This window comes from Acinetobacter sp. N1-1 (assembly GCF_056711485.1).
This window is the reverse complement of sequence record NZ_JBWXUO010000012.1, coordinates 2,131,989-2,144,612: the sequence shown is the minus strand read 5'-3', so window position 1 is coordinate 2,144,612 and position 12,624 is coordinate 2,131,989. Positions and strand designations below refer to the sequence as shown.

Sequence of the window (12,624 nt, the reverse complement as noted above, 5' to 3'; positions counted from 1 at the left end):
ACTTACTATTGATGTCTATTTTCCCATAAGTATCTTGCTGTTTGCATTGCCTTGGTAAGGCTTTCAGCTTGTTTCATGGTGTAAAGCGCAATACCCATTGTTTCAATAATTGCAATTTCACCATATTCATGATGGATGTTCCCTTCCCACACATCTTTAAATACAGAAAGGTTTAATTCTTCTTCTGTAGGGCTTCGTTCAGGTGTTAGCTTTGGAAGTTCATGTTCATATAGCTGACCATCTTGAATTCCACAGATGAGGGTTTTTGCATCAGGATTTCTTTCAAATTCACCACCTTCACCTTTAATAACTGCACTATTTTTATAGCCTAATTGTAAGGCTGCATGTTGATGTGAGGTTCTATATGCGGGATGGAATATAGATTGTAGGGTGGCTTTTGCATTAAAAGGATTAATCAATCGAGCGAGTGTGTGAATTGGAGATCGTAATCCCATGACATTGCGGAGTTGAATTAAGTCATCAAGAGCGGGTGATAGTTGTGCCAGAGGAATATAAGCAAAAGCGTGTTTATTAAGTTCTTTCTCAATTTCAGCTTGGCTTTTACAAATAGGCAAGCCAAAGTATTTTAAAACTTCTTCTGTATATACACGGTTGAGCGTATGACCTGAAGCACCATGCATAACGATACGGTATCCATGTTTGGCTAAGGTCAGTGCTGAAAGAATAAACCAAGGGTAATGCTTACGTTTTCCTGCATAAGATGGCCAATCTAAATCAACATCTATAGCTGAAAAGCTAAGCTTATCTTTTGTGGCTTGAACGAACCCTGTAAGCTCATTAATGGATTCCTCTTTAACACGAAGTAACATAAGAAAAGCACCGACTTGCACATCAAGAACTTCTTTTTCTAAAATTAAACAAAAAGCATTATATGCTTCTTGTTGAGTAAGTGAGCGTGAACCCGTCTTTCCTTTACCAATAATACGAATATATTGTGCAAAAGGGTGTTCTATATCTTTATACAAGTTGCGTTTGGTATTCATAAATGAAATTTTTTCAGAGTCTACTTTTTAATATATCAGCTTCAGCTCTAAGAAGTCATTATTGTAGATCGAGTTGTTCATGACACGTTTCTAAAGAATTACAGCTTGTGAATAAAATCGCTTTGGGTAAGGTTGAGTAAAGGTTCATAATATGTTGGTCACCTGGCTGTATATATGTCCATGTGTTTGTATTCTTTACAGTAGAAAATAGTTTTTCTCTCATCTCTTTCGCATGATGAATTGTATCCCCACTTGGTCCAGCACTTTCATTTGAACCAAAAGTAATCATAAGCATTTGATTATTTTTTAAAGTTAAAGGTTTATCTAGTAGTTCATATTGATTGAACCAAATAGATGGGCTAGCAGCTATAAATCGGTTAAATACATTATTTTTTTGAGATAAAAGATGTAATACAAATAAACCACCGAGAGAATGACCATAAATAGCTTGAGCTTGGGTATTAATAAAATATTCATGTTCAATACGAGGTTTAAGCTCTTTTTCAATGAATTTACTAAACTGTTGTGCGCCGCCATATACGATAGGTGGATGAGCATGCTGTTTATTGTTGGGGGTGGGTGTATAGTCTAAAGCTCTTTGTATTGGATTAAACCCATTTTTTGTGTTGATATAACCAATTGAAACAAGTGCGACTGGGGTTGTATTGGTTGAAGATTTTGGTGATGTGGTTAAAATATTGGTAATAGTTTTAGCGGTATCTATAATTGCGTTACCATCGAGTAAATAGAGGACGTGATATCCTGAAGAAGGTAATTTTGAACTCGGTGGAAAATAGACATCAATCTGGTATTTTTGGTGTGTATATTCTGACAGCATTGTAAAAGAGGTACTTTGGGTACTTTTCTCCATAGCATTATCAGAATCCTGAGCATAGCTCCTTGGTATAATATTGAAGACTATACATAAAAATAATGCAGTAAGTATATGCTTTTGAGAGTAGTTCATATTTTTCTTAAATGGTGTTTTTATAAAAGATAATCATTTTCACTATTAAAGTCCAATGAAAGCATGATTAGAATTTTTAGCAAATGCAAATAGCACTTATGATTTGAATGTGGTTATACTTGTAGAAATGCTTATTTATTATATGTGTGGGATGACTTGAAATGAGCCATGACGGTAAAAACAAACCTTCTTTGAATTTGGAACAAATTCGTTCAGATATTGATGGTGTTGATCAGCAAATTCACTATCTGATTAATCGCCGTGCTAAGTTAGCAGAGGCTGTTGCACATGCTAAGTTTGCAGAAGAAGAAAACCCTTTGTTTTATCGTCCTGAACGCGAAGCTCAGGTACTGCGTAAGGTAATGGAGCGTAATGAAGGTCCATTATCTGATGCAACTGTGGCACGTTTATTTCGTGAGATTATGTCAGCTTGTTTAGCATTAGAAGCACCACAGAGTATAGCTTTTTTAGGTCCTGAAGGAACATTTACGCAAGCGGCGGCATTAAAGCATTTTGGACAAGATGCTGTGGTACGTCCAGTTGCAACGATTGATGAGATCTTTCGCGAAGTTGAGGCGGGCATTGCAAATTATGGTGTTGTCCCTGTAGAAAATTCATCTGAAGGGGTGGTAAATCATACGTTAGATTGTTTTAAGTCATCACATTTGAATGTGATTGGCGAAGTCGAGTTACGAATTCATCATCAATTTCTCGTTTCAGAACATACACGTAAAGATAGTATTAAACAAATTTATGCACATCAACAAGCATTAGCGCAATGTCGTCACTGGTTGGAAGCCAACTATCCAGGTGTTGAATGTGTAGCCTTAAGTTCTAATGCAGAAGCAGCACGCCGTATTCGTAGTGAATGGCATTCTGCTGCCATTGCTTCAGATGTAGCAGCAAGTACATATGGATTAGAAATTTTACATAACAATATTGAAGATAATCCTGAAAATACAACACGCTTTTTAGTAATTGGTCGTGAAAAAATTCCACAAAGTGGAAATGATAAAACATCACTATTGATTTCTGCACATAATCGCTCAGGTGCACTACTTCAAATTTTAGAGCCTTTTTCGAAGCACAATATTAGTTTAACAAGTATAGAAACTCGACCTGATTTGCATGAAAAATGGACATATGTATTCTTTGTTGATTTAGAAGGACATATTGAGCAAGCAAATGTTAAAGCCGCGATCGAGGATATTCGTCCGTTTGTCAAAGAGTTGCGTATTTTGGGTTCATACCCTCTTGCTGTAATTTAGAGTTAACTTTGTGAATAGGATATTGATCGTGTTTTTAAAAGAAGCAGGTGGGGTGATATGACATCTGTATTGTTTGATAAAGTTGCTTTTATTGGTTTGGGACTTATCGGGTCTAGTTTGGCACGTGTAATTCGTGCTAAAAAAATCGCAAAACAAATCGTTGCTTCAACGAGATCTGTGAAAACATTGCAAGATGCGGAAGCATTGGGTCTGATTGATGTTGGATATACTGATGTGAGAAATGCGGTAAAGGATGCCGATTTGGTTGTGCTTGCTTTACCAGTTCGTGCAACTGAGCATGTTTTGCAAATGATTCATCCATATTTAAGTCCAAATGCAGTTTTGACAGATGTAGGTAGTACAAAAGGAAATGTCGTCGATGCTGCAAAAGCAGTATTTGGTGAAAAACTACCAGAAGGTTTTGTACCTGGTCATCCAATAGCAGGTAGTGAAAATACAGGTGTGCATGCAGGTAAAGTTGATTTATTTGCAAAGCATAAGGTTATTTTGACTCCTTTAGAAAGTAGTGCTACATGGGCTGTAGAAAAGCTTACACAGCTTTGGCAAGCAGCCGATGCTGAAGTCATTTGTATGGATGTTCAAAAGCATGATGAAGTCTTAGCGCATACTAGTCATTTGCCACATCTGATGGCATTTAATTTGGTAGAGCAGTTAGCAACGCGTGAAGATAATTTGGATATATTTCGTTATGCTGCGGGTGGATTTAGAGACTTTTCAAGAATAGCTGCCTCTGATCCTCAAATGTGGCACGACATTTTCTTTTCAAATAAAAAAGCAATTTTGGATGCGGTAGATGGATTTGAGACACAGTTAAAAACAATTCGCCGTCTGATTGAAGAAGATAACTCTTTGGCTTTAATGGGGTTACTAGAGCATGCCCAAGCTGCAAGACAACATTTTAATCATATGCTCGCTAAAAAAACTGTAATGGAGAAAGAATTAGTGACTCAGAAATTTACAATTTTGCCGAAAGAGCACCAGTTTAAAGGCACTTTCTCTATACCAGGAGATAAGTCAGTTTCGCATCGCTCAATTATGTTTGGTGCAATTGCTGAAGGTACAACCCAAGTTACAGGGTTTCTAGAAGGTGAAGATGCTTTAGCCACATTACAGTCTTTCAAAGATATGGGTGTACAAATTGAAGGCCCTGAAAATGGCAATGTGACAATCCATGGTGTGGGTATGTCTGGGCTAAAAGCTCCCGAAAAAGCATTATACATGGGTAACTCTGGTACAAGTATGCGTTTGCTTTCGGGTATGCTTGCAGCACAACAGTTTGATACTGTTATGACAGGTGATGCTTCTTTGTCTAAACGCCCGATGGAGCGTATTGCTAAACCATTACGCTTGATGGGTGCGCAGATTCAAACCACAGGTGAAAAAGGTACGCCTCCTGTGAGTATTACAGGAAAACAGTTGTTAAAGGGTATTCAGTACGATTTACCAATGGCATCTGCACAAGTGAAATCAGGTATTTTACTTGCAGGTTTATGGGCTGAAGGTGAGACATCAGTGATTGAGCCTGAGCCAACACGTGACCATACAGAACGTATGTTACGTGCATTTGGTTATGAAGTAAAAACAGAAGGCAATAAGATTAGTTTAGTGGGTGGTGGTAAATTAGTAGGAACAAATATTCAAGTCCCTTCTGATATTTCATCTGCGGCATTCTTTATGGTTGGTGCTGCAATTTGTAAGGACTCAGATGTTACGCTTGAGGCTGTTGGTATTAATCCAACACGAACAGGTGTTATTGAGATTCTGAAAAAAATGGGTGCAAATATTACTGTTCAAAATGAGCGTATTGCAGGTGGAGAGCCAATTGCGGATATTCGTATTCGTGGTACACAAACATTGAAAGGAATACATATTCCTGAAGATCAAGTTCCATTAGCAATTGATGAGTTTCCTGCATTGTTTGTTGCAGCTTCTTGTGCAGAAGGAAAAACTGTACTTACAGGTGCCGCAGAGCTACGTGTTAAAGAGTCAGATCGTATTCAAGTGATGGCAGATGGTTTACAAGCTATGGGTATTCAGTGTGAACCTACAGCTGATGGTATTGTAATTGAAGGAAAAGGAAAAGCTGGCAACTGGGACCCTATCTTTAATGGTGCAGATATTCAATCTCATCATGATCATCGTATTGCAATGAGTTTCAGCATTGCAGGGTTGCGTGCAAGTGAAGCCATTACCATTCATGGTACAGAGACGGTGGCGACGAGTTTTCCTACATTTACACAGTTAACAAATGAAGCAGGCTTTAGCATTCAAGTTGTTGACTAATTTTAGCTTGTATATGCGTATATGCATAAAAGAGTCAGTTAAATACTGGCTCTTTTTTTTAATAAAATTAAATTTGTGACTTATATAACATAATTTACTAAAAATAATATTTTATCCATTTAATTGAAAAATATTTTTATTTTGTAGCATAGAAAAAGTTAAAAAATCCATAATTCAGGTAAAAAGCGTAGATATAATGATAATTGTTTACATTTATTATGTTTTGGGTAATATCTAAATGCAATTTATGAGAAAGCAACTATGTGTTGCAATAGTCGGGATTCTTTATATTCCATTAACACATGCAAATGACACATCTTCTACAGATGTACTTTTGCCCACATTAGCGGTAAAAGCAAATAAAGTATCTAGACAAGAAAGCTCGGAGAAAACGAAGTCTTATATTATTGAAAATACCAGTAGCGCAACAAATCTAAATTTATCTGTAAAGGAAACACCACAAACAGTTAATGTAATAACAAGACAGCAATTAGATGATTTTAGTTTAAAAACAACTAGAGATATTCTAAATAATACTCCAGGTGTTACTGTTACAGGCCTTGAGACAAATAGAACAACATATACAGTGCATGGTTTTGATATTTCAAATATTTTATATGATGGTATGGGTATTCCTCAAGTCGATAGCTATAACTATAATCTTTGGGATCCTGATAGCTATCTATTTGATCGTGTTGAAATTATTAAAGGAGCAGATGCTCTTACGAATGGATTAGGTGATCCTGGTGCGACAATTAACTATATAAGAAAAAAACCAACCAAAGATTTTCAAGCATCTGGTGGAATAAGCTATGGTTCGTGGGACACTCAGCGTTATGAAGCTGATGTTTCAGGTTCACTTACACAAGATGGTCGTGTAAGGGCAAGGTTGGTTGGCTATGAAAAAGCAGGAAATTCATACTTAGATAAGTATTCAGAAGAGAAAAATGGCGTACAACTGATTGTAGATGCAGATCTTACAGACTCAACAACAGCTTCTGTCGGCTACTCGAAGACCAATCAGTTAACCAATGGTTCACAGTGGGGTGCACTACCACTGACTAACTCGGCAGGTCAACAACTGAGCTATTCGCGCAGTTATAACTATGCACCTTCATGGGCATATTATGACTGGTCGATTAATAATTATTTTGCAAGTTTAGAACAAAAACTTGCGGGTGATTGGGTTGCCAAATTCAATTACGATGAACGTATTTCTAAAATTCAAGATCAGATGTTGTATTTGAGTGGTAATCCGAGTGCAACAGATAATACATCAGGTATTTATCTCTATCCTGATATTTATAATCAAAAATATAGAGATCGTACTTTTAATTTAAATACTACAGGTACATATAGCTTATTTGGTCGTAAGCATGAAGCAAATATTGGCTACAAATGGTCTCAGAACATCACACAGAATAGTAATGCTTATGGAAGTAGCCTTGGCGTATATACAACTGATTTAGCAAGTTGGTCACCTGAATCTCAAACATGGGGTGCAAGTACCTCCGATCCAACAACAGCTTTAATTTTACGCTCTTTATATGGTGCAACACGGTTACATTTAACGGATAATTTAAAAGTTTTATTGGGTGTAAATTATGCCGAAATTAATTCTAGAGGCAATTATACAAAAAATAAGACATTGCCTTATGCGGGTATTACTTATAACTTTACGCCAACCTATACAGGATATATCAGTTATAGCTCTATTTTTAGACCGCAAACAGTCATAGATTCTTCTACAGGAAAAACGGCAGTACCAGTGGAAGGTAAGAGTTATGAAATAGGAGTAAAAAGTTCATGGTTGGACAATAGGCTGACAGGTTATGTGTCTGTGTTTAGAACTGAGCAAACGAACTTTTCACTTTCTCCAACATTTAGTATTTCGGATAATTTGTACCATTCACAGCTTGGTACAGTGCGCTCTCAAGGAGTAGATATAGGGCTTGCAGGGAAAGTGACTGATGCACTTGAAGTATCGGGTGGTTTTACCAAGTTTAGTTTGAAAAATCTAGCGAATGGAGTGAATCCACGTCAATATAACCCAACACAAACATTTAATCTTTTAGCAACTTATACTATTCCACAGTATCCTAAGCTCAAAGTTGGTGGAAGTTTAAAGTGGCAGAGTGCAATTCATGATCCTGCATCAGCTTCACATGCAGGTTTAATTACACAAGATGCCTATGCACTTATTGGGTTAATGACTAGTTATGATGTAAATAAAAATATTAGATTACAGTTGAATGTGAATAATATTACCAATGAAAAGTATCTTACTGGCTTGAAAGATGGTCAGGGTTATTATGGCGCACCGACGAATTACAATTTGTCGGCCAACTTTAAGTTTTAATGTAAGTTAGATTGGTATGAAGGAGCATGCAATGATGTACAGGCTAAATATCACATGTCGTATATTTATTGCATGTATCCTTGGTTATGTGTGTACACGTTACGCCACATTACTTCTTACAGTCGCTTTGACGAGTTTATTGCCACGTGCTGAGGCTATTTTTTTAGCAGCAATGTTTGGTATTTTATTTTTTCTTATTTTTTTTCTAAGTGTTTTTATTTTTCAGTCAGTCAAGAAGACCATATTATGTAGTGTTGTCATGACATGTATATTCTATGGGCTTGCTCAAATTATTGTGTGATGCAATATGTATAAATCAATACGTCAATCAATGGCTTGGTTACACTCTTGGGTTGGATTACTCTTAGGTTGGTTGCTTTTTACGATTTTTCTTTTAGGAACGTTATCGTATTACAAAGACAATATAAATTTATGGATGCAACCTGAGTTTAACCAAATACATTTTACTCAAGAGCAAGCCATACATAGTGCTTTAGAGTATGCAGCTAAGCAAGGTAAGGAAAGTAAGTCGTGGTATATCCAAGTTGCTTCTGAAGAGCACCCTGTTAATCAGGTCTTTATTCAAACGAAATCAGAAGGGTTTATATTTAAAACACTTCATCCAAATACAGGAGAAGAAGCACATCTGTCGCCTACACAGGGTGGAGAGTTTCTCTATAATTTTCATTTTCAGCTATTTGGTGTTCCAATCATTATTGGACGGCTTATCGTTTGCTTTGCTGCATTTATTATGCTTATTGCATTGATCTCAGGCGTTATTACACATAAGAAAATATTTACCGACTTTTTTACTTTACGTACATTTAAGTCTCAACGCTCTTGGTTAGATTTTCATAATGTGGTTTCTGTTATTGCGTTACCATTTTTTTTAATGATTACTTTTACAGGGCTAGCTATATTCTTTTATTTATACCTACCATCAGGTATTGAAAAATATTATGGAAATAAAAAGTTAGATTTCTTTAATGAGTTAAATACACCTACGAATTTGATTATGGACAAAGATAATCAGAAGTCTTCAAGTATGATAGGAATACAAGAGATTCAATCTAAAATGAATCAGGTTTGGCCTGATCATCCTGCTATTGCAAGTATTGAAGTGAAGCAACCTTACACCACAGTTAGTCAGATAATTATTAAAGAAAAAGAAGATAAAAGTATTACTTTAACACCAGCACAAATTATCTTATCTGGTGTTACGGGTGAGGTTCTCTCACAAAATTTTCATAAAAGCTCTGTGCAAAATATTTATGGTGGTATTTATAGCTTGCATATGGCACCTTTTGCCAAACCTTTACTGCGTATTACATTATTTATTTCAGGAATTTTGGGTTGTCTAATGATTGCATCTGGTTTATTACTATGGAGCTTGAAAAGACAATTAAAAAATAAAAATAATATATTTCATTTTGGGCATTATATGGTGAATCGTTTAAATGTGAGTGTATTGGCTGGTTTACCCATTTCTATATTAACTTATTTTTATAGTAATCGTTTTTATACATTATCTCATATCAGTGAACCCAACTTAGAAATATCTACTTTCTTTTATGTATGGGGGATAGTATTGGTCATTGCATGTATGCTGTCTGAGAAATATTTGTGGCAAGTGTATCTCACTATTTTTACTGTACTTGCAATTTTTCTTCCTATTGTGAATGTTGCATCATTGATGCGATGGGGTTATATCAATCAATGGTCTGATTATAGTCATTATATGGGACTGGATTTGATGGTGTTATTGATCGGAGTTTTTGTATTATTTCTTCTAATGAAAGTGAAGTTAATTAAACATCAAGTTTTTAAAAAGTACGCGAAATAGGAAATCGGCTTATATGATTATACTTCTTGTGTTTTTGGGAATATATAGCGGTTTCTTCTTTCTATTTTTATTAAATCAAAAAAAGAAGAAAACACAATTTAGATTGGTATATCAATATCCTAGAGTATTTAAAATACTATCTTTAACTCTCTTCCTTTTTAGCTTTTATCTATTGGTATTAAAGTATGGGTTTTCTATTGGTTTTATTAGCTGGTGGGTATTTGCAACCCCCACCATATTATTACTCATTTTATTAAACAATCCAATGCGAGAAAAATTGAATAAATAATTTATGAATTTTGGAGATATTGAGCAAGATATTGACCTGTTAAAGAATTTTTTACTTTGAGTAAGTCTTTTACATACCCTGAAAAGATAAGCTGACCACCTTCACGACCTGCAAATGGCCCAATATCTATAATCCAATCTGCTTGCGTCATAATATCTAGATTATGCTCAATCGTAATAACAGTGTTACCTTGATCCACCATATAGTTTAAAAGTTCAATAAGTTTAAAAGTATCTGATGGATGAAGTCCTGTACTTGGCTCATCGAGAATAATGATATGACCATTTTGTTTTAATTCTTTGGTAAGTTTTAGACGTTGTCGTTCACCTCCAGACAGTGTGTTTAAGCGCTGTCCAAGTGATAAATAATCTAGACCCAAATCAATTAAAAGCGTTAGTTTCTCTTGAATTTTTTCTTCATCAAAAAACTGAGCGGCTTCCTTGACAGTTAGCTTCATAATTTCTGTAATATCTTTATTTTTATACTTATATTTTAAAACTTCTGGTTTGTAACCTGTACCATTGCATACCTCACAAATCATTTCAATGTCATCTAAAAAAGCCAGCTCAATTTTTTCTATACCTAAACCTTTGCAATGGGGGCAAGCACCTTCACTGTTATAACTAAAAAGCTTAATGCTTACATCGTTTGTTTGGGCAAATTGAGTTCTAATATAGTCTGAATGATGTCTGCTGAAAAAACAGGAGGGTTTAACTTGGTAAACTATACATACTCATCAGGAGTTTACCATGAGCAAGAAACACAAGACGTATACGGCAGAATTTAAAGCTGAAGCGATCAAAGCAATAGAAGCCAATCAAGGCAATGTATCCCAAACAGCTAGAGAACTCGGCATTTCCATGCAAACCCTTTCGAACTGGAATACAAAGGCAAAGGCAGGGACTTTAGCCGGTACAAAACAGTATTCACCTGATCTAAATGCTTTACTCGAAGAAAATAAAAAACTTAAACAGCAGCTTAAAACAGCCGAAATGGAACGTGAATTTCTAAAAAAGGCAGCAGCGTACTTTGCCAAAGAAAGTCAGTAAGGTACGCCTATATGAAATCGCAAAGACACTTATTTCCTATTATTTTGATGGCTCGCTTACTTCACGTATCAGTTTCATGCTTTTATGATTGGCTAAAACAAGGTGTGAGTAAACAATCAATTCAGCGAAATCAACAAGCAATTTTGGTCAAAATAGCACATGAGGAAACGAAACAGAGCTATGGCTATATTCGTTTAACCAAGCATTTACAGGCTCAGGGCGTAAAAATTAGTGCCTATGCCGTTCGTCAGATAAAAAAGTTAAATCAGCTGTATTGTAAGCGCCACAAGCGTTTCAAAAGAACAACGAACAGTGACCATAACCGAGCGATCTATCCAAATTTGCTTGAACAACAATTCTCAATGATTAAACCAAATCAAGCGTGGTCGAGTGATATTACGTATATATGGACAACTGAAGGCTGGTTGTACTTAGCAGCTGTAAAAGACCTTTACACGAAACAAGTGGTTGGCTACAGCTTAAATGAGCGTATGACAGCCAAGCTTGTTTGTGATGCATTGAATATGGCTATTCGCAATCAAAAACCAACTAAGGACCTCATTGTGCATTCAGACAGAGGCAGCCAATATTGCGGTCATGAATATCGAAACTTACTTGAAAAATGTGGCTTTCAGGGTTCAATGAGCAAGCGTGGCGATTGTTACGATAATGCACCGATTGAAAGCTTCTGGGGCATACTCAAAAACGAATTGGTGCATCATCATAGCTATAAAACGAGGGAAGAAGCCAAAGCGGAGATTACAAAATACATAGAGTTATTTTATAATCAACGAAGAATTCAAAAAGGTTTGGATTTTAAGACACCAAATCAAATGGCAGAGGACTTTTGCAAGTTGGCTGCCTAAAATCTCCCAAGTGAAAGTCTCCTGATAATTCAGCACACATCACTTTAAGTTTTTTATTTAAATCGAAATATCCTGAATATGCATATCGTTGCCAACGCCATGCTTCGGGTTGGTAAGTTGGAAAATGGATCGCTTCTTCATTTAATGACTTTTCTTGATCTAAAATTTTATAGATGTCTAAAGTATTTTCAAAACCAGTACCTTCACATTTGGGGCACATACCGTCTGGATGATTAAATGAAAAAACCTGAGAGTACCCTACAAAAGGTTGACCCAAACGAGAGAAAAGGAGTCGTAAGCTGGCATATATATCTGTCGCTGTTCCCACAGTTGACCTAATACTGCCAGATAAAGGCTTTTGGTCGATGATAACGGGCACGTTTAAGTTTTCTATTTTATCGACATCTGCATGCCCCATATGCTTTAGGCGATTGCGTGTAAAACTATCTTGTGTTTCATTAATTTGACGTTGTGCCTCAGCCCCAATTGTTTCGAAGACCAAAGAAGATTTCCCTGAGCCAGATACACCTGTAAAGACAACAATTTTGTGTTTGGGAATTTCTAATGAAATATTTTTTAGATTATTTTGGCGAGCGCCAATGATATGAATGTTTTTTATCATAAAAATTTACTCGGTATTATTTTGTTTATATTTTTAAAATAGAGTATGTATTA

The 12,624-nt window shown here is 35.9% G+C and carries 8 protein-coding genes and 2 pseudogenes; 6 read left to right on the top strand and 4 right to left on the bottom strand.

Features of this window, described 5'->3' with window-relative positions; genetic code table 11:
* Positions 1-5: 5 nt before the first annotated feature.
* Together AC1MPL_RS10650 and AC1MPL_RS10645 are read right to left on the bottom strand one after the other, a co-directional pair.
* Entirely contained in the window at positions 6-1,004 is a 999-nt protein-coding gene (locus AC1MPL_RS10650) for a glycosyl transferase family protein (RefSeq protein ID WP_479765922.1), read from the bottom strand.
* A 58-nt stretch (positions 1,005-1,062) separates the two neighbouring features.
* Positions 1,063-1,875: an alpha/beta hydrolase gene (locus AC1MPL_RS10645; RefSeq protein WP_479765921.1), complete on the bottom strand. Its 813-nt coding sequence runs from the start codon at positions 1,873-1,875 to the stop codon at positions 1,063-1,065.
* A gap of 257 nt (positions 1,876-2,132) precedes the next feature.
* Here AC1MPL_RS10645 and pheA point away from each other — a divergent pair, with 257 nt between their 5' ends.
* From pheA to AC1MPL_RS10620, 5 genes are all read left to right on the top strand, one after another.
* On the top strand, positions 2,133-3,239 hold the full coding sequence (gene pheA, locus AC1MPL_RS10640; protein ID WP_479765920.1) for a prephenate dehydratase: 1,107 nt from the start codon (positions 2,133-2,135) through the stop codon (positions 3,237-3,239).
* Positions 3,240-3,296: 57 nt separating this feature from the next.
* A complete protein-coding gene (locus tag AC1MPL_RS10635) occupies positions 3,297-5,543 on the top strand; it encodes a bifunctional prephenate dehydrogenase/3-phosphoshikimate 1-carboxyvinyltransferase (protein WP_479765919.1) in 2,247 nt (748 codons plus the stop codon).
* A gap of 238 nt (positions 5,544-5,781) precedes the next feature.
* Positions 5,782-7,902, top strand: coding sequence for a TonB-dependent siderophore receptor (locus AC1MPL_RS10630; RefSeq protein WP_479765918.1), 2,121 nt, complete (start codon positions 5,782-5,784; stop codon positions 7,900-7,902).
* A 31-nt stretch (positions 7,903-7,933) separates the two neighbouring features.
* Complete coding sequence (locus AC1MPL_RS10625) at positions 7,934-8,203, top strand: hypothetical protein (RefSeq protein WP_479765917.1); 270 nt, start codon at positions 7,934-7,936, stop codon at positions 8,201-8,203.
* 6 nt (positions 8,204-8,209) lie between these two features.
* Positions 8,210-9,745 carry a PepSY-associated TM helix domain-containing protein gene (locus tag AC1MPL_RS10620; RefSeq protein ID WP_479765916.1) on the top strand — a complete coding sequence of 512 codons (1,536 nt, stop codon included), beginning with the start codon at positions 8,210-8,212 and terminating at the stop codon, positions 9,743-9,745.
* A 290-nt stretch (positions 9,746-10,035) separates the two neighbouring features.
* On the opposite strand, the pseudogene AC1MPL_RS10615 reads toward AC1MPL_RS10620, so the two are convergent.
* Positions 10,036-10,713, bottom strand: a pseudogene (locus AC1MPL_RS10615) (ATP-binding cassette domain-containing protein); the annotation flags it as partial.
* Positions 10,714-10,783: 70 nt separating this feature from the next.
* Here AC1MPL_RS10615 and AC1MPL_RS10610 point away from each other — a divergent pair.
* Positions 10,784-11,949, top strand: a protein-coding gene (locus tag AC1MPL_RS10610) for an IS3 family transposase (protein WP_479764079.1) whose coding sequence is annotated in 2 segments (ribosomal slippage) — positions 10,784-11,042 and positions 11,042-11,949 — 1,167 coding nt in all. Because the reading frame shifts where the segments join, the coding sequence is not laid out codon by codon here.
* 43 nt (positions 11,950-11,992) lie between these two features.
* Here AC1MPL_RS10610 and AC1MPL_RS10605 read toward each other — a convergent pair.
* A pseudogene (locus tag AC1MPL_RS10605) lies at positions 11,993-12,571 on the bottom strand (P-loop NTPase family protein); the annotation flags it as partial.
* Between the last annotated feature and the right edge of the window lie 53 nt (positions 12,572-12,624).

Excerpts from the sequence above, each read along its gene's own strand:
- AC1MPL_RS10650 (WP_479765922.1), bottom strand. The coding sequence starts at position 1,004 with ATGAATACCAAACGCAACTTGTATAAAGATATAGAACACCCTTTTGCA.
- AC1MPL_RS10645 (WP_479765921.1), bottom strand. The coding sequence starts at position 1,875 with ATGGAGAAAAGTACCCAAAGTACCTCTTTTACAATGCTGTCAGAATAT.
- pheA (WP_479765920.1), top strand. The coding sequence starts at position 2,133 with ATGAGCCATGACGGTAAAAACAAACCTTCTTTGAATTTGGAACAAATT.
- AC1MPL_RS10635 (WP_479765919.1), top strand. The coding sequence starts at position 3,297 with ATGACATCTGTATTGTTTGATAAAGTTGCTTTTATTGGTTTGGGACTT.
- AC1MPL_RS10630 (WP_479765918.1), top strand. The coding sequence starts at position 5,782 with ATGCAATTTATGAGAAAGCAACTATGTGTTGCAATAGTCGGGATTCTT.
- AC1MPL_RS10625 (WP_479765917.1), top strand. The coding sequence starts at position 7,934 with ATGATGTACAGGCTAAATATCACATGTCGTATATTTATTGCATGTATC.
- AC1MPL_RS10620 (WP_479765916.1), top strand. The coding sequence starts at position 8,210 with ATGTATAAATCAATACGTCAATCAATGGCTTGGTTACACTCTTGGGTT.